The sequence below is a fragment of the Enterocloster citroniae genome (genome assembly GCF_040545455.1).
Taxonomy (GTDB): domain Bacteria; phylum Bacillota; class Clostridia; order Lachnospirales; family Lachnospiraceae; genus Enterocloster; species Enterocloster citroniae.
In genome coordinates, this window is record NZ_JBEPLZ010000009.1 from 182,946 (window position 1) to 199,825 (window position 16,880).

Genomic DNA, 16,880 nt, shown 5'->3' on the forward strand with positions numbered 1-16,880 from the left:
ACAGACCTCCTTTTAATTTCTATGTACCCTCGCCGGGCAGGCTTACACCTGGCCTCCGTTCTCCTTCAGCCATTTCCTGCGCCTTTTATAATCAGGCATGATCCGCTCCACCTCGGCCCAAAACCTGGAAGAATGATTCATCTCCCTGCGGTGGGCCAGCTCGTGGACCACCACATAGTCCAACACCTCCGGAGGCATAAGGATCAGCTTCCAGTGAAAATTCAGGTTTCCCCGGGCGCTGCAGCTGCCCCACCGGGTCTTTGCAGCCCGTACCGTGATCCGGTTATAGGTCACGCCCATCAGACCGGCATAATACGCGGCCCTGTCTTCCAGCTGTTTCCTGGCCTTTTTCCTGTACACTGCTTCCAGCCCGGGATCCTGCACATAGTCAGGCTGGGGCCTTTCCTCCCGGATGCGGCGCCTTTCCTCTGTAAGAAACCACTTCTGGACGATCCAGTCCTGGCGTTCCCGGATAAAGTCCATCACGGACTGGCCCGGTATTCTCTGGGGGACACGGGCACAGACCCGCCCATCGGCATTGACCTCCAGTCCCATGGTCCTGCGCCTGGAGTAGATCACCTCCACGGGGATCACCCCCTCTTCCTGTCCACGGCGCCAGTTGATTTCCACTTTTCGTATCATTGAAAACACCTGCTTTTTACAAAATACCTGAAACCGGGTCTAAACATCCGGAAACACACGCTCTAAAGCACATCGGAAAAATGCGGCCTGAGACGCTTGAACATCTTAAGTCCAACCAGGAACACGGTGATCGTCACCGCCCAGTAATATATGGTCATAAGCGGCCGTTCCCAGAACCAATTTCCGGTGAGCATGCTGTCCCTATAACCGGCGGCAATATAATAAAATGGATTAAACTTTAACAGGGACACGATCCAGGGCCTGTCTGAAAACATGGACTCCGCATACATGATAGGCGTCATCCAGATCCCAAACTGAAGACAGATACCCACGATCTGCGTCATATCCTTAAAGAACACATTGACCGCGCTGGTGAAAAACCCGATCCCAAGAGCCAGCATACTGGCTGCAAAGGTATAATAAATGGCCTGGATCCAGGTAATTCGGACCTGTACTCCCGTAACCAGGTACATGCCGATCATGATCAGCACAAAAAATCCATGGACCAGAAGGCAGCTCACCAGCTTGATCAGGGGAAGGATCTCCACCTTAAACACCACTTTTTTTACCAGGTAGCTGTATTCCTGAAGGCAGCCCGTGATTGCGTTCATGCATTCACTGTAAAAGAACCAGGGCACGATACCGGGGACCAGCCAGGCCACATAGGATGCCCCAGTCACGGGCGGCGGCGTCTTAAAGCCTCCCTCACCAAATATAAAGGCATAGATGGCAATGGTCACAATGGGCTGTATGAACATCCACACAATGCCGAAATAGGATCCCACAAACCGCTTGCGGAAATCCGCCTTGCCTAAATCCCAGATCAGCTTTCTCTTCTCTATAATCTCCTTACCAAGAGACAGTACGTAATTCATATGTTATTTCCTTTTCCAATGCCACTTAGACAGCTAAAATTTAAAAGTATCCTCAAGGCCGCTCCACTTCTTGTCCTTGTCGGAGATGATCAGCTCCATGCCCTCTTCAATGGGCCACTGAACCCCGATCTGCGGATCGTCCCATTTAAGGCCGCCCTCATCGCCGGGATGATAGAAGTCCGTACATTTGTAAGCAAACTCCGCTTCATCAGAGAGCACCAGGAAACCATGGGCAAACCCCTCCGGAATATAGAACTGCTTTTTGTTCTCCGCAGAGAGCACCACGCCGAACCATTTTCCATATGTCTCAGAATCAGAGCGCAGGTCCACTGCCACATCAAACACAGTTCCCCTGACCGCGCGCACCAGCTTGCCCTGGGGATACTGTTTCTGGAAATGCAGGCCTCTCAGCACGCCTTTCACGGACATGGACTGGTTGTCCTGGACAAATACCATATTCAGTCCCGCTTCCCTGAAATCGTTCTGATTATAAGTTTCCACAAAATATCCCCGCTCGTCCTTAAAAACAGTTGGCTCAATCACATATAACCCCTTGATCTCACAGGGCGTCACTTTTATCTTTCCCATTATTATCTGCTCCTTTTATCTCTTATCCACATCCATCTGGCAATTTTATCACTTTATCCACGGTCTGGCAATACTTTATCTACTTTATCCACGGCCGGGCAAACCGATCCACCCACTGCGGTCACGAAACCCGAAGGCATACAATAGAAAAAATCCTCAGCACCACATACAGATCCATGACTGCCATCACATAAAGCAGCGGCCTGTCGCTGCAGTCCGTCCGCACCACCCTGTTGTTTTTAAGGGTCAGCAGGAAAATGGGAAGCAGGGGCAGCAGGTATCTGCCCTGTACGCCGTTGATCACATTGGAAGTCACCGGAGTCCATGCCAAAAGCATGGAGAACATCAGGGCCCCAAGGCACAAAAAACAGAGTAACCAGATCCATGCCCTGTTCGCCATGGTCATGACCAGGCGCTCTCCCGGTTTTCTGAACGCAAGCATCAAAAGAATGGCTGTCAGCCCAAGGATCAACACATAGGGGGTGTTCAGCACCGCATCCATGTTGCCCAGGGATTCCCCCAGCATACCGGAATACAGCTTTTCCCCCTGCCACATCAGGGTATTGTAGCACATTCTAAGTACCAGCAGGGGACTGTGCACCAGCTGGGCAAATGTATATCCCGTCTCCTCAGCCCAGGCAATGTAGCCCTCCGAAGCCTCCGTATACATGGCCACCGTCCGGCTGTTTACGGCCAGCATAGCGGCCCCGAAGGCACCCAGCACAGCGGCAGCGCTCACCGTCCATTTCCCCCATCCCCCAAATTTCCTTACAGGGATCAGCAGGCAGAAACCTGCGATTACACCGTACACCATCTTACACGGTCCCATGACTGCCATGATAAGGGCCAGCAAAACCACATCTCTTACCTTTACACGCTGCGCCTCATAAGCCAGATGCAGGCAGACCGCGGCAAAATAGCCGCTGAGGGAGATGATCATCACATCATAGGAAAAAGATGCCGCCAGATGCAGGGTCATGGGAAGCAGGTACACGCCAAACGCCGCCTCTTTTCCAAAGGGCATCCGCCTTATGGTAAGGCAGCCCATGGCCGTAAAGAAAAGCAGGTTGAACAAACGGCCCATATAAAGAAGGCCAATGCCTCCCAGTCCCATCAGCCGGGCCAGGGTGATTCCCAGGGCCTGGGGCACGTATGCCAGAGGGGTTGTCCTCACCGGAGGCTGGTAGGAAACCGCCGTCTCCTCCATCTCCTCCCCCTCTTCTTCCTGGTGCGCGCCTCTTATCCCCCGGTCATGGATGGTGCGGTAGGTATCCTGGCCCAACTCCTGGCCCAGGACCACTGCCTTTTGCTGTTCTCCTCCATGTTCCCTGAATCCGGTCCCGTCCGTCTCCATCACATCATACAGGTCCTCGATGAACGCATCCTGCGCCCGCAGGAGCACCCGCCCGTCATGGGCATTTGCTGTCTTTCCCATCATATGGCTGGACAGCTGGTAAGCACTGATAAAATGGCTCACCTCATCCGGTGCTGAAAGGGGAGGCAGTACAAAGAGGAACAAAAGTCCCAGGCTGATGGCGGACGCTGCAAATATCTGTTCCAGTTTCCACTGCTTTCTTATAAAAACCACATATCCCAGCCCCCCAGCTGTCAGTGCCGCCAAAAAGCAGAGCCCTCCATACCAGCCGTAAAGCCAGGTCTCTCCTGTTTCCAGTACCCCGGCCCTCACATCCAGGAAATGCCAGGCTGCCAGGATCAGCAGAGTCAGGCCGCAGCCCACCCAAAGTCCATACCGCTTACAGGACACCGCCTGCTTGCCTGTGGTCCGCTTACCTCCCATCTTCTTCCTCCCCGGCCGTGCCGGCTTCCAAAAGCTCCTGCATCCGCAGCTCCAACTCCTCCTGCTCCTTCTGGGCAAGAGCGATCTTTTGGACCAGCTCCTTCTGTTTGCTCTCCAGCTGGGATACCTGGAGGGTCATGCTGAATACCTTTACCATAAGCAAAAATATCATAAAAAGGAACAGGAAATTGGGGGTGGAATAGATTCCCAGAAGCCTGGCGCAGGCATCAGCCACGGCCGGACACAGGGAAAACACCACCAGGATCAAGGCTACGATCACCCAGAACATGGCTGCCTCGATCTGGACCTTTGCCTGACGTATTTTCCTCAGCATAAAGGACATAGTCAATAAAGAGACTATAATCAATATGATCCTGAATATAGGTTGCATCATGGTCCTACCTGCTTTCTTTTGTTATTTCCAATATTCTTTATTCATGCTGCATTTGACTGCCAGGCTTTTGGGCAGCATGCGGTAGCATCTTCCCACCCGGTATCCCATATACTTGAATCCGCTTTTCACGATCATACCCGGTATCAGCCATGGACGGCGGATCTTCACAAGGTGTCCTGCGGTCTGCTTCACAAGACGGATTCCTTCGCTCTCCGACCGGATGCCGGCAAATACCTCAGGATGGTCTGTCTGGGATACGGCCAGATCAAAATTCCGCCGGAACTGGGCTGCGCACCCGTAGTTATGGGAATGGATCACCCTTGCCTCCGCCACATAGGCAATGGCGTAGTCGTCCTGAAGCACGGCCCTGCCCGCAAATATCATATCTTCATTAAATATTGTCTTGGTGATAAACCCGCCCTGGAACCAAAACTTTTCACGGTCGTAGGCGCAGCACGCATTGGAGGCAAAAAAGGTCTTGATCCCCATGCGCTCCAGGTCCTCCTTTGTCTTGATACAGCTCTCCTCCGGATAGTTAAAGGACCTGGTATAACGCTCTGCCATGGGGCAGTCCTTATCCGGCAGCTGGCGTGCATAGGCCATGATCACAGACTCCCCCTGGGGCCCCCGCTGTTTAAACGCATCCACAAGATGCCCGATCAGGTGCTCATCCGCAGGCACGGCGTCATCTGTCATGAATACTATGATGTCCGCCCTGCTGTAGCGGGCGCCCCGGTTCCTGGTGGCTCCATGGTCAAACTCGGTCTTTGACAAATGGTGGACCTCCATATTGGGGATCCCCTGATATCCCTTGTCATTCCAGTAGGCCTTTTCCGTATTCATCACTATGATCCTTCCCACCGGATATGTCTGAAGCCCCAGCATTTTAAGCAGCCTGGAAAACTTCTTTCCCGGCTTATAGGTGGGTATGATCACATCCACTTTAGGGCTGTATGTGTGTTCTGATATTCTAGTCCTCTCTTCCTCCATTACAAGCATACTCCTTTTTTTCCTTCTGATAAACGCCTGCCGTATACAGGCCGAATCCCAGCACTAATCCCACCATTAACAGCAGATAACATCCTGCCGCCCCATTGATCCCGAAGCCAGACACCAGGGTTCCCGATAGGGCTGCTGCCAGAACCGCAGCCAGCAGATAGACCACAAAGATCGCTCTCTGCCTGCGCATGATAACCAGCGAATAATACATAAGATTAGCCAAGGCATAAAATCCTCCCCCCAGCACAATAACCACAAATGCCCCATAATAAGGCACCAGCATGCCTGTGTACTGTCCGCCCAGAAGCATTTCCATCACGGACAGTACCCATTTTCCCAACACAGCCGTGGCGCCCACTGCCAGCACGGTCAGGCCGCCAATAACAGCGGCGATCCGTTTAAGCTCACTTTTAAAACAGTCAAACTCATGCCCGTTCCACATATCTGTCAGCTTGGTGAGGAATGGCCGTATCACAAAGTTAGCTACCATATAAATAACAGAGGTAGGCATAAAAATCAAGTTAAAGTATCCGGAAGCGGCATTGTTCATTCTTGCGTCAATGGCGTACCTGGCTGCGGAAAACACATAAAAGTCCAGAAATGTGGCCACAAACAGGAATACGGTACTGCCAAGCACCCTCAGGTTCTGCTTTTCCCTCTTATTCCAGTCCACTGTCCCGATGGCGCGGATCACGTCCAGGTTAAACAGGGCCACCCCCAGCATCTGGGCCGCCACTGCGGCCAGACAGGCCAGCAGAAGGTGCTCCAAAGAGACCAGCACGATCAGGAAGGAGGACACGGAAAGGATGGTCCTGAAAAAGTTGGATTTCCCTGTCAGGTACAGACTGCCCTGGCGCTGGAACTCCGACTCATATACATCAGCATACCCATCTATTACCTTGTATATGACAAGAAGGATGAGAATCATGCATTTCCCCGCGCTGTACTCCCCGGTTCCATGGCGGTAGGTCAGGTACACCGCCCCCATCACCAATGCCAGGATACATGTCGCATTTCGGCATTCCAGGTACTCCCCAAAGGAATACTCTCCCTTGTTGTCCGTGATCTGAAAGGGCCGGATGCCAAAATAAGCCACAATGAACATCTGCTGTCCCAGGGTGGAAAATCCAAAGGAAAAGATCCCTCCCTGGTCATCCCCCACCACGCGTATGACCAGAAAAGACAGAACCATGCTGGCAAATGCATAAACAAAGCTTCCTGCAATGTTCCAGAGCACGTTCTGCCGCCCAATGTCAGTGCCTTTATATAATAAATGTCTCGTTAAATTCTTCATTCCGGTTCAACGCTTTCTAAAATTCTGTATAAATAATATGGATAAAAGCATGCGGGTCATATAATGAACTGCGGTGAGGGGCCTGAGATAACTCTCCCCCTCCAAACGCTCGTCAATGGTAACCGGAACCTCCGCCACCTGCGCGCCCTGTTTGATCAGAAATGAAACCGTATCCGGCTCCGGCCCGTAATTCAGGTTCAGGGCAAACTCCTCGATCATCTTCCTGTCAAAGAGACGCATACCGGAAGTGGGGTCCGTGATCCTTGCCCCTGTGGTAAGCCGGATCGCCGCTGCGATCAGGCGGCTGCCCACCATGCGCATGGACCAGTCTTTTTTTGCAGTCAGGAACCTAGACCCTATGACAATATCATATCCCTGGTCCAGCTTCTCCTTCATGGAGGCAACATACTCAGGTCTGTGCTGCCCATCCCCGTCAAACTGGATCGCGTACCGGTATCCCCTCTGGTAGGCGTATTTCATTCCGGCCTGAAAGCAGCCTGCAAGTCCCAGGTTCACGGGCAGATCCAGAAGGTTGTACCCGTTTTTCCTGCAGATTTCAGCCGTGTGGTCCCTGGACCCATCGTTCACCACCACGTAATCCAGTTCCGGAAAATCCTGCTCCAGATGATTTACCACTTTTTCAATATTTTTTTCCTCATTGTAGGCCGGTATCACCAGCAGTACCTTTTCCATATAGATTCCTCTGTCAGATTTATTCTTACCAGACCAGCATGCATATGTCTTTCTGTGCCTTCACTCCGGTCCTGGCCGTGAGAAGCCCTGGCGGCAGTTCCCTGCCCATGGCCCAAAGCACCAGCGCCAGGGGCAGGTTCACCCCGGCCGCATGGCTGAAGGGATAACCGCCTCCAAAGCGTGCATTCATCTCCAGCACGTAATACCTTCCATCTTCCTCCAGCACATCCACATCCAGGTTTCCTCTGTGCCTTATAAGGGTGCCCAGACGTTCTCCCAGCGCGGAAAGTTCCCTATCTTCCACAGTCTCCGCCGCATCCGTCTCACCGGACCGCATGGCCGTCTTCTTCTTAACAATGGTGGTGCAATATCTGCCTTCCAGGTCGTTGATCACATCCAGGCCGTATTCCAGTCCCTTTATCTTCTGCTGGAACAGGACACAGCGTTCCTGATCCGCCATGGCTTCGTACTTCAGATAGGATTCCTGTATGCCCCGGCGGCATTTGCCTGCAAATACCTCCATCTCCTCCCGGCAGTCTGCCTGATACACGGAAATGGATCCCATGCCCCAGCGCGGTTTCACCATAAGAGGCCAGGACATGCGTCCATCCTCAATAGCGCCCAGGGCCAGTTCCCCGTCCAGCCAGGCCGCAGGCACCCGGATCCCCGCCTCTGCCAGCGCCCTGTGGGTCCTCCACTTGTCATTACAGATACCTACCGCCTCAGGGTCCGCCGTAACCACCACGGTACCCGCTGACGCGAACGCTTCCCTGTGGGCCGCCAGCACCGGCACATCAATGTCAAACAGAGGGATCAGCATGCCTATTTCCTCTCTTTTACAGTATTCCAGCAAAAAGGGAATATATCCCTGGTCATAGATGATGGGCGTTACCACGGATCTGTCCGCACATGCAAATGCCGGACATTGGCAGCTGTTGGCCGCATGGACCAGACCGCCGCAGCCCCCCAGTCTCAGGGCTTCCTTAAAATATTGGACCAGGTAACTTCTCCTGCCCGCGCTTGTAAGCAAAATGTTCATCTTTCCCTCCGATCCCATCCACCTAAATATCCTTCATGACCCTGCATATCCTGTCCACCTGCTCCAAGGAAAGGCCGGCATACAGCGGCAGGGTCAGCACCCGGTCCGCCATATAAGCTGCAACCGGCGTATCCTCCGGCGAAAACCGGTCCGAATAACACTGGAACCCGTTGGTCAGGGGATAGAAATACTTTCTGGGGAAAATATTGTGCTCAGCCAGACGGTCATACACTTCATTCCTGTCCGCCTTAAACCCGTCAAACACAACCGGAAAATAGGCATAGTTGGGCGTCAGTCCTTCCTTATATGCAGGGAGCTTAAGCCCTGGAACGCCTCCAAGGTTCTCATGGTAGCGCTCCGTCACCATTTTGCGCTTTTCGATCTCGTCATCCAAATGACGCAGATTGCACAGACCCATGGCTGCCTGGAATTCGTTCATCTTGGCATTGCCGCCCACCCAGACCACATGGTCCTGGTCCACAATCCCGTAATTCTTCAGGCAGTTCAGCCTGTGGTCCATCCATTCCTCCGCAAAGGACACCGCGCCTCCCTCAATGGTGTTGAACACCTTGGTGGCATGGAAGCTGAATATACTGGCATCCCCAAACTCAGCCACGCTCTTTCCCTTATACCGCTCCCCAAAGGTATGGGCGGCATCGTAGATCACCTTCAGCCCATGCTTTTTGGCAATGGCGTCTATGCGCTCCACATCACAGATATTCCCGTACACATGGACCGGGATAATGGCCGAGGTCTTGTCCGTGATCAGGGACTCTATCTGCTCCACATCCATGGTATAGTCCAGGGGATTGATATCGCAGAATACCGGTGTAAGCCCATTGCGCACAATGGCATGGGTGGTGGAAGCAAATGTAAACGGCGTGGTGATCACCTCACCGGTGAGATTCAGGGCCTGGATAGCCATCTCCAGCGCCATATGCCCATTGACAAACAGCACCAGGTTGCTGATTCCCATGTAATCCTTCAGTTCCTGTTCCAGGCGCTTGTGGAAATCGCCCATATTGGTCAGCCAGGCGCTGTCCCATATGGGTTTTATCATTTCAATATATTCTTCATAGGAAGGCATGGAAGATCTTGTTACCAGGATCTTCTCGCCGTTCTCTCTCTGTTGGCTCATGTAACATTTCCTTTCTGCCCCTTTACCACCGCATCCTGCACACAACTGTGAGGAACCACACCTCCGCCAGCACCAGGCCCAGAAGCACGCGGGCCGCCGCCATCTGGGCCGGTGTTCCGTGAAGATATTCCCTGTAATAGTAACGTTTGCTCTCATGGAGCAGCTTCTGCTTATCCACGATCCGCTTCACGCTTTTATCTATGGTGGCGGAATGGGCATGTACGTAGGATGCATCCGTCACCAAAAGGGTCTTTAGGCCCATCTCCTTAAACTTCTGCCCCAGTACCTTTTCTTCATAGTACAGGAACATATGCCTGTCAAATAATTCCTTGATCTCCTGAGGTGTAAGCAGTCCCAGCTTCAGCATAAAAAAAGACCCGGGTACGGCATCCACCAGACGGCAGCCCTCATCTCCACCCTCCTTTAACCGGTAAGCCGGGGTGTTAAGCATGGGCTTAAACAGGCGTCTTGTAATAAGGCCCGTATCCAGCAGATCCTTCCACATGGGCAGCAGTGTCCAGTAAGAAAACAGATCCCCGCCCTCCGGGCTTGTCACCCGGGCCGAGGCCATCACAGCCTCAGGCATCCCATCCAGGGCGAGCTTTACCCGCTCAATACAGCAGGCCCTGACGTGGATGTCAGGATTGGCAATTATAACATACCCGGCCTCCAGGTAGGTGACCGCATAATCTATCCCCGCCTGGTTCCCGCTTCCGTAACCGCCATTCTCCTCTGTGCGCAGCACATGGACCTTGTCCAGGTCACGGAGCGCCTTAAGCTGCTTCCAGGACCCATCGGTGGAGCAGTTGTCCACCACCACAATACTGTCCAGACAGTTGTATTCCCTTATCTCATCCACCAGACTCATGGTTGTGGAAGCATCATTATAGTTTAATATAATACAGCAAACTTTGTCCATATCCATCCCTGTTCTTAAGATTTTACATAGTAAGATTTTACATATTTTCTGCGGCTGTCCACCAATTTCATGCCCAGGCAGCGGCTGATCCACAGCCGGAAGGGCGGGCAGATCCAGGTCAGGCGGTTAAATACCCACCACATGTGCATGTACCGCTCCTTTCCCCTCTGCTTTGGGGTATCTTTCCAAGGTGTCTTGGCCAGGTAATATTCATACAGCTTCCTAAAATGGTTGTGGTTGCCCGCGATCCATGGCCTTTCATCCCCCAGATAATGGATGACTGCCGGGGCTTTCCCGGCTTCCCTGTATGCTTCCTCCCCCACTTCCCTGTATGCGCCGCACAGGGAACACAGGGTGGCGTACCTGAAGTACCTGTAATTGGTAAAATAATTGTATTTCACAGGAAGGGTTTTTATTCTTCCTTTCAGCGCGCCGTTGATGGTATCCTGGTCGCAGGCAAAAAGCCTGCCCTGACAGCTTTTGTAGAAATCCAGCAGCCGCCCCAGCACACCCTCCCTGCGCCAGCCTCCAAGGTCCATAAGCAGAACACCTGAGTTGTAATAGGGGTCGTCCTTTTGAAGGCCGATGGACGCCTTCATCTCCTCATAGACCGTGGGTTCCATCACCATGCCCACCAGGCAGTCTCCCAGATCCGTCTCATACAGGGGGCGTATACTCTGGCACACAATGGTATCACAGTCCAGGTACAGGGCCCTTGTTACGGTTTCCGGCAGGACCTGGGGAGCGAACAGCCTGGCCATGGCGCTGATGTCAAATCCCCTGGTGTCAATGTCAAAATCAAACCTGCTTTTAAGATCACCCAGTTCCACCACGTACAGACCCCTGTGAAATCTGTCCGCGATCCCGGAAAGCCGTTCCCGGTATTCCCTGCACATTCCAACGGACAGCACATAGATGTCCATATTCCTTATATTGCGGTTATGATCCATCAGGGAATACAGGGATGCTGCCAGATGTCCGGCGTATCCGTCATTGGATGCATATATGATATTTGCTGTATCTTGGTTCCAATCCATATTATGCCACCTGTTTCTTACATTCTTTGGTCTTTCTAAGGTCATTTTGTTTACAATTTTACAATACCGCCGTTAAAAAGTAAATCACATCTGGAATTTTTACCTTAAATATGATAAATTAGGACATGTATGGTATATATAAAACTTAGGAGGATTTTCCAATGCATAAGTACATGAAACGTACTGCTGCCGCTCTCCTGGCCGGAATCTTTATTCTCGGACAGGCATGTACGGCATTTGCAGCACAGGACGATTCCAATTACGGGCCTGCCTTTGGCACCACGAAACCTGCACAGGTTTCACCTGGCAGCGAACAGGCCCCTGGAGATAATCAAACACAGGCAGCGCCCCAGGAGACGCAGTCTCAGGAGACACAGCCCCAGCAGACCCAGGGCACTCCCACAGAGACCCTTCCGGGAAATGACGCGGCGGCCAATGCACAGGCCGATGCCAATGCAGCGGATGCCCAGGCGGCGGCCGAGCAGGCAGCGGCGGCTGAGGAAGCAGCCATGCAGGCGGCCATCATTGCCAACACGCCTTATCTCCAAATTCAGGTCCTTCGTCCTGACACTACCTGGAGTGAGCCGGTGATCGGCGACACCCCGGTGGCATCAGAGGGCGGCTTCCGCTCCCTGTGCATTTACTTAAACAACATTGTGGGCAATGTCCTGTACAGGACCTACACCAGCGCCCATGGCTGGAGTGAATGGGCCATGAACGGCGACCACACCACGGTGTGGGAGGACGGATCCCTGGTGGAGGCGATCCAGATCCGTTTTACCGGATTTGTGGGCAACACCTTTGATGTGTATTACAGCTCTACCCTCAATGACGGGACCGAACTCAACTGGGCCCGCAACGGCCAGACTGCCGGAACCATGGGCACGGGCAAGGTGATGCAGAGCTTCCGCGTGTCCCTGTGGGGAAAGAATGTGGACGGCGCCACCTACAACACCACCAAGCCGGTGGAAGCAGCTGCTCCGGACGGCATCCAGACCATTGACGGTGCTGTTGTTTACAGCAGCGGCACAGGCGTTCCCTTTACAGGATGGGGATGGAATGACAGGGACAGGTATTATTTTGTCAACAATGTTCCTGTAACAGGATGGCAGTATATTGACGGATACAAGTATTACTTTGACGAGACAGGAAAGGTGGTAACGGATCTGGAGCCGATCCTCGGCGCAACCGGTCCCTTCCTGATCCGGATCAACAAGCAGATGAACACCACCACCGTGTATGTGCAGGACGGCGGAAACGGCTTCATCATTCCCCTTAAGACATTCCTGTGCTCCACCGGTGAGGATACTCCTCTGGGCACGTTCAAGACGCCTGAGAAGTACCGCTGGAGGCTGATGAACAGCGGCGTGTACACCCAGTACGCAACCCGCCTTGGCTCCGGCTTAAGCTTCCTGCTCCACTCCATTATTTACGATTCACCCAATGTGAACACACTGAAGCCCGAGACTTATAACTTCCTGGGCGTGGTACGTTCCGCCGGCTGCATCCGCTATACATCCGGTGATTCCAAGTGGATCTTCGACCACTGCTCTCTGGGCACCACGGTTGAGGTATACAATTCCTCCATCCCCGGCCCATACGACAGGCCTGCCATTGAGCAGCCGATCTCTGCCGACCAGCACTGGGATCCTACGGACCCGGTTGCCGTAGCTGCTTTAAACGCAGGTCAGTAGGTTCATAACAGATACGGGATATGATTATAACAGATTACAGGGCTGTGCCCGGATTTTCACGATCCGGGTCCAGCCCTGTTTTTATGCCTGTGATGATCCCCTTCTTTTGATCATTCCCAGCAGATACATAAAACTTTCCATTTTTAATATCCAGGCCGCGCCCCCGTAGAACAGGGCCCCTGCCACGATCTGCATAACCAGTTTCCCCCATGGGCCGCCGGGCAGTGCAAACTGCAGGAAATATACAAAAATGCACATTACAGCGGAGAGAGCCATGGAAGGCATGATATCCATCCACTGGCTGGATATGCTGTACCCAAGCAGCTTCTTGTTGGGCCATGCGTTGATAAAGGTACACAGAAAATCGATCCCCGCCTTGATGGACACCAGGATCACCGGGCTGTACATGGCCCCGATCACAAGTCCCATGATACCGATGGATTTCTTGATGACCTCCAGTTTCAGGAAAATATCGCTGCGCCCCACCGCATTGATGGCCTGAAGGTTGGTGATGTGGATGGGCCAAAAGGAGTATGCGATACACATGATCCGCAGATACGGCACGCAAATCATCCATTTTTCCCCCAACAGGGCCAGCACCATGGTGTCCGCCACCGCAAACAGCCCCAACAGCATTGGCAGGACCAAAAAGGAACTGGTCCTGATCGCCCTGCGCACCATGCTCCTGACCTGGGCAATGTCCCCCTGTCTGGAGGAAAATGCCGGAAGCAGCACTGCCTGGATGGCCGCCCCCAGGTTATTGACAATCAGTTTTGGGAACTGGTCGCCTCTGTTGTAAGCGCCCAGAAGTTCCTCATTGTAGATTTTCCCCATGATCAGGCCGTACAGATTGTTAAACAGCGTATCCAGCAGAGCTGCTAAAAGGAGCTTCCAGCCAAAGGCAAACATGGCCCGAACCCGCCCTATGGCAAACATAAAGCCCGGCTTCCAGCTGACCGTAACAAACAAGGCGGTCATGAGGGCCAGGTAATAAGAGATCTGCTGTCCCACCATGGCCCATACACCGAGTCCCCTGAACGCCATGGTTATGCTCACAGCCCCGGATACCAGGACCGCTGCCATGGTCGCCTTAAACAGGCCCTTAAACTCCATTTTCCTGGAAACATAGGCTGTCTGCACTGAGATGACGGCCCCCGGAAACAGCACCACTGAGAGCACCCTTACAATGGGTACCAGCACATCACTGCGGTAAAATCCTGCAATGGAGGGGGCTGCCATGTACAGCACAACGTACATAGCCGCCGCAATGGCAAGGCTGAAATAAAAAACCGATGAAAAATCCACGTCATCGGAATGGCGCTTCTGCACCAGGGCCGTGCTGAAACCATTTTGCACCACCACATTGGCAATGGTGATAAATATCATGATTATACTTACAAGCCCATATTCCGCCGGGCTCAACAGCCGGGCCAGGATAATGGCGATCACAAACTGAATGCCCTGGGCCCCGCCATTCTCCAATATTTTCCAGAACAATCCGTGCATGACCTTGTTCTTAATCTCCGTATCTGCCAAAGCACAACTTCCTTTCCTTAAGATCCGTACAAAAAAGTGCCTGCCAGAGCATCAGTTGCTCCCCCTGACCATTCTCTGGAGCAGACGGTACAGACCGGGAGCCAGTATCTCAAACCGTATAAAAAACCTGGTCCTGAAACTGAGTTCCCTGTAATACCTTCTGTATTCCTTACTCATGACCTGATCATAATGCTTTGTATTGACCTGGGTAAGAAAATAGATCCGCGTTGCAGCGCTCACTGCCTGCTCATGGAACCTGCCTCCCGTGGCCCGGTCAAAGGCCTGATACATTTCCCTCATCTGGTCACTGTATCGCTTCTGTTTCCCTTCATAATCCCCCTGTTTCATCAGGTTGGTCCAGGAGCTGGCCACGCCCACCCGGTACACGCACATGGGCTCATCCATATAAAAGGCATCCCCCACCGATGCCATCATCAGCTGCATGGGAATGTCCCCCACCGGACAATCCAGATAATAATCAGGCAGTTTCTTGACGATCCAGGCCGGAAACACCAGGGAGGCCGTGGGATAACCTGAGGTCTTATCCACGATCTCCTCCGGCTCCACCCTCCGGCTCTCCCCATAGGGGCGCATCAAACCTTCTGTCTTAGAACCGTCCACGCTGATGATCTTTGCGCTGTGAAAACAAAGGGAACAATGGGGATGCTCCTTCAGGTAATCCACCTGCTTCTGAAGCTTATGGGGATCCGTCCAGTAATCATCGCCCTCACACATGGCAATGTATGTTCCCCGGGCTCTTGGGAAATTAAATATACTGATATTGGATATTCCCTTTGAATACTGGTTTTCCTCTCTCAGGATAGGCTTTATGATATGGGGATATCGCTCCGTGTACTCCCGGATGATATCCGCCGTGCCGTCAGTGGACGCATCATCATGAATCAGGATCTCGTAGGTAAAGTCCACCTCCTGCATGAGAAACCCGTCCAGGGCGCTCCTTATATACGAAGCATGGTTAAATGTGATACAGCAAATACTCACAGCGGGGCTGTCCCACTGCTCCCCGCCCTGCAGCGGATCCGCCTGATCCGCCGGTCCTCTGTGCACATTTTCCTTTATCCGCTCGTCCATTTTCTCAGTCTCCAATCAACAGCATCTGTCCCAGGGTACGCAGGACAGTATTTTTCGTAAAACCATACCTGAGTATGAGGAACATCTTGCCCGGCCTGCTCCTGCCCGGCAGGCCCGCAAACGCGGCCAGGATCTTCCTCTGCCCCGGGCTCAGCTCCTCCCCAAACAGCTCCAGCAGGCTCTCGGCCTGGCCGAACATCCGCCTGTAATTCTCCCTGGCCGCGCTCCCGTCCTTCAGGCGATTTTCCATTCCCGCCAGGTCATCACCCTTTTCCGCCCCCAGGGTGTTTGTCCCATGCTGGCGGTAAAGGTAAAGAGGCCGGTCCACACATCCCACACATCCAAAACAGCTGGCAAGCAGCGCCAGCCAGGCATCATGCATCAGGCAGATTCTGGGGGTATGCTCCAGGTAGGGAAGCAGATAACGGTTGATCATGACCGCTCCGCCTGTCACATTGTTCTGGACCAGCAGCTGGGAAAGCCGGGTGCGCTCCGGGGATATTTTCTGATACCTGAAAAAGCTGGGGGCGATTTCCCTCAGATCCTCATCCACCACTTTCAGGTCGGAGTGGACCAGGACCGGAGGCGTGGGACCGGGTTCTTTGGCATTTGTTCCAGCATTTGTTCCAGGCTCGGCCCCGGCATTTGTTCCACTACCCGGCTCGGCCCCTGCCGCATCCCCATTTCTTTCCATCTGTTTCATCTTCCCAAGAAGGATCTCCGCCTTTTCAGGCAGCCACACATCATCTTGGTCGCTGAGCATAAAATACCCTGCGCCGGCAGCCTCCCTTAACCGGAGACAAGTCTCCTCCCCCAGGTCATAGATCCCGTTCCACGCCTCCATGCCCCGGCCTGAGGCCAGGTCCGCCATCAGCTTCAGCATGGCAAGAAAATGGGCCGCCGCACCGCCCGATCTAATTTTCCGGTGAAGGACGATCACCTGGTCTCCATGCTCCGCCCCATACCGGTCCAGAAGTTTGTCTGTGCCGTCTGAGGAACAGTCATCAGATACCACAAGAAGGATTCCTCCCTGGCTCTGGGCCAGGATGGAATCCATCTGCTCTTTAATATATTCCCTGCCATTGTATGCGGCTGCCAAAACTGTTATAAGATGGTCTGTGCCCTGGCTCATACCTGTATCA

Annotated in this window: 16 protein-coding genes; 1 reads left to right on the top strand and 15 read right to left on the bottom strand. The window is 53.1% G+C overall.

Translation table 11 applies throughout. From position 1 onward, the window contains the following. Positions 1-42 precede the first annotated feature (42 nt). The 12 genes from ABID13_RS14455 to ABID13_RS14510 all read right to left on the bottom strand — a co-directional run bounded on the left by ABID13_RS14455 (position 43) and on the right by ABID13_RS14510 (position 11,416). Positions 43-642, bottom strand: coding sequence for a M48 family metallopeptidase (locus ABID13_RS14455; RefSeq protein WP_007866739.1), 600 nt, complete (start codon positions 640-642; stop codon positions 43-45). Positions 643-704: 62 nt separating this feature from the next. Beyond that, positions 705-1,517, bottom strand: coding sequence for an ABC transporter permease (locus ABID13_RS14460; protein ID WP_007866743.1), 813 nt, complete (start codon positions 1,515-1,517; stop codon positions 705-707). Between the two features lie 33 nt (positions 1,518-1,550). Next, complete coding sequence (gene rfbC, locus ABID13_RS14465; protein ID WP_007866752.1) at positions 1,551-2,105, bottom strand: dTDP-4-dehydrorhamnose 3,5-epimerase; 555 nt, start codon at positions 2,103-2,105, stop codon at positions 1,551-1,553. A 121-nt stretch (positions 2,106-2,226) separates the two neighbouring features. Further along, positions 2,227-3,903, bottom strand: coding sequence for a DUF2142 domain-containing protein (locus ABID13_RS14470; protein WP_048929965.1), 1,677 nt, complete (start codon positions 3,901-3,903; stop codon positions 2,227-2,229). Beyond that, a complete protein-coding gene (locus ABID13_RS14475; RefSeq protein ID WP_048929966.1) occupies positions 3,893-4,297 on the bottom strand; it encodes a DUF2304 domain-containing protein in 405 nt (134 codons plus the stop codon). Before ABID13_RS14475 ends, ABID13_RS14470 begins: the two co-directional genes overlap by 11 nt. A gap of 21 nt (positions 4,298-4,318) precedes the next feature. Next, entirely contained in the window at positions 4,319-5,287 is a 969-nt protein-coding gene (locus ABID13_RS14480; protein WP_007866761.1) for a glycosyltransferase family 2 protein, read from the bottom strand. Beyond that, positions 5,268-6,590 (bottom strand): lipopolysaccharide biosynthesis protein, encoded by a 1,323-nt coding sequence (locus ABID13_RS14485; protein ID WP_007866764.1) that lies wholly within the window; start codon positions 6,588-6,590, stop codon positions 5,268-5,270. The genes ABID13_RS14480 and ABID13_RS14485 overlap by 20 nt, the downstream gene beginning before the upstream one ends. A 6-nt stretch (positions 6,591-6,596) precedes the next feature. After that, positions 6,597-7,283: a glycosyltransferase family 2 protein gene (locus tag ABID13_RS14490; protein ID WP_007866767.1), complete on the bottom strand. Its 687-nt coding sequence runs from the start codon at positions 7,281-7,283 to the stop codon at positions 6,597-6,599. A gap of 25 nt (positions 7,284-7,308) precedes the next feature. Further along, positions 7,309-8,322 carry an ATP-grasp domain-containing protein gene (locus tag ABID13_RS14495; RefSeq protein ID WP_007866770.1) on the bottom strand — a complete coding sequence of 338 codons (1,014 nt, stop codon included), beginning with the start codon at positions 8,320-8,322 and terminating at the stop codon, positions 7,309-7,311. 22 nt (positions 8,323-8,344) lie between these two features. Next, positions 8,345-9,460, bottom strand: coding sequence for a DegT/DnrJ/EryC1/StrS family aminotransferase (locus ABID13_RS14500; protein WP_048929967.1), 1,116 nt, complete (start codon positions 9,458-9,460; stop codon positions 8,345-8,347). Positions 9,461-9,482: 22 nt separating this feature from the next. Continuing rightward, the gene (locus tag ABID13_RS14505; RefSeq protein WP_048929968.1) at positions 9,483-10,379 is read right to left on the bottom strand and encodes a glycosyltransferase family 2 protein; all 897 of its coding nucleotides are present in this window, start codon (positions 10,377-10,379) and stop codon (positions 9,483-9,485) included. A 14-nt stretch (positions 10,380-10,393) separates the two neighbouring features. Continuing rightward, positions 10,394-11,416, bottom strand: coding sequence for a glycosyltransferase family 8 protein (locus tag ABID13_RS14510; RefSeq protein ID WP_048929969.1), 1,023 nt, complete (start codon positions 11,414-11,416; stop codon positions 10,394-10,396). Positions 11,417-11,577: 161 nt separating this feature from the next. On the opposite strand from ABID13_RS14510, the gene ABID13_RS14515 reads away from it, so the two are divergent. Next, positions 11,578-13,110, top strand: coding sequence for a L,D-transpeptidase (locus ABID13_RS14515; protein ID WP_045093543.1), 1,533 nt, complete (start codon positions 11,578-11,580; stop codon positions 13,108-13,110). 81 nt (positions 13,111-13,191) lie between these two features. Here ABID13_RS14515 and ABID13_RS14520 read toward each other — a convergent pair whose 3' ends face one another. Genes ABID13_RS14520 through ABID13_RS14530 form a run of 3 tightly spaced genes read right to left on the bottom strand, consistent with a single transcriptional unit; the run spans position 13,192 to position 16,870 of the window. Further along, a complete protein-coding gene (locus tag ABID13_RS14520) occupies positions 13,192-14,646 on the bottom strand; it encodes a lipopolysaccharide biosynthesis protein (protein ID WP_007866783.1) in 1,455 nt (484 codons plus the stop codon). Positions 14,647-14,697: 51 nt separating this feature from the next. After that, positions 14,698-15,738 carry a glycosyltransferase family 2 protein gene (locus ABID13_RS14525; protein ID WP_045093544.1) on the bottom strand — a complete coding sequence of 347 codons (1,041 nt, stop codon included), beginning with the start codon at positions 15,736-15,738 and terminating at the stop codon, positions 14,698-14,700. 4 nt (positions 15,739-15,742) lie between these two features. Further along, positions 15,743-16,870, bottom strand: coding sequence for a glycosyltransferase family 2 protein (locus ABID13_RS14530; RefSeq protein WP_048929970.1), 1,128 nt, complete (start codon positions 16,868-16,870; stop codon positions 15,743-15,745). Between the last annotated feature and the right edge of the window lie 10 nt (positions 16,871-16,880).

Excerpts from the sequence above, each read along its gene's own strand:
- ABID13_RS14510 (WP_048929969.1), bottom strand. The coding sequence starts at position 11,416 with ATGGATTGGAACCAAGATACAGCAAATATCATATATGCATCCAATGAC.
- ABID13_RS14480 (WP_007866761.1), bottom strand. The coding sequence starts at position 5,287 with ATGGAGGAAGAGAGGACTAGAATATCAGAACACACATACAGCCCTAAA.
- rfbC (WP_007866752.1), bottom strand. The coding sequence starts at position 2,105 with ATGGGAAAGATAAAAGTGACGCCCTGTGAGATCAAGGGGTTATATGTG.
- ABID13_RS14500 (WP_048929967.1), bottom strand. The coding sequence starts at position 9,460 with ATGAGCCAACAGAGAGAGAACGGCGAGAAGATCCTGGTAACAAGATCT.
- ABID13_RS14495 (WP_007866770.1), bottom strand. The coding sequence starts at position 8,322 with ATGAACATTTTGCTTACAAGCGCGGGCAGGAGAAGTTACCTGGTCCAA.
- ABID13_RS14515 (WP_045093543.1), top strand. The coding sequence starts at position 11,578 with ATGCATAAGTACATGAAACGTACTGCTGCCGCTCTCCTGGCCGGAATC.
- ABID13_RS14505 (WP_048929968.1), bottom strand. The coding sequence starts at position 10,379 with ATGGACAAAGTTTGCTGTATTATATTAAACTATAATGATGCTTCCACA.
- ABID13_RS14455 (WP_007866739.1), bottom strand. The coding sequence starts at position 642 with ATGATACGAAAAGTGGAAATCAACTGGCGCCGTGGACAGGAAGAGGGG.
- ABID13_RS14525 (WP_045093544.1), bottom strand. The coding sequence starts at position 15,738 with ATGGACGAGCGGATAAAGGAAAATGTGCACAGAGGACCGGCGGATCAG.
- ABID13_RS14460 (WP_007866743.1), bottom strand. The coding sequence starts at position 1,517 with ATGAATTACGTACTGTCTCTTGGTAAGGAGATTATAGAGAAGAGAAAG.
- ABID13_RS14470 (WP_048929965.1), bottom strand. The coding sequence starts at position 3,903 with ATGGGAGGTAAGCGGACCACAGGCAAGCAGGCGGTGTCCTGTAAGCGG.
- ABID13_RS14490 (WP_007866767.1), bottom strand. The coding sequence starts at position 7,283 with ATGGAAAAGGTACTGCTGGTGATACCGGCCTACAATGAGGAAAAAAAT.
- ABID13_RS14475 (WP_048929966.1), bottom strand. The coding sequence starts at position 4,297 with ATGATGCAACCTATATTCAGGATCATATTGATTATAGTCTCTTTATTG.
- ABID13_RS14485 (WP_007866764.1), bottom strand. The coding sequence starts at position 6,590 with ATGAAGAATTTAACGAGACATTTATTATATAAAGGCACTGACATTGGG.
- ABID13_RS14530 (WP_048929970.1), bottom strand. The coding sequence starts at position 16,870 with ATGAGCCAGGGCACAGACCATCTTATAACAGTTTTGGCAGCCGCATAC.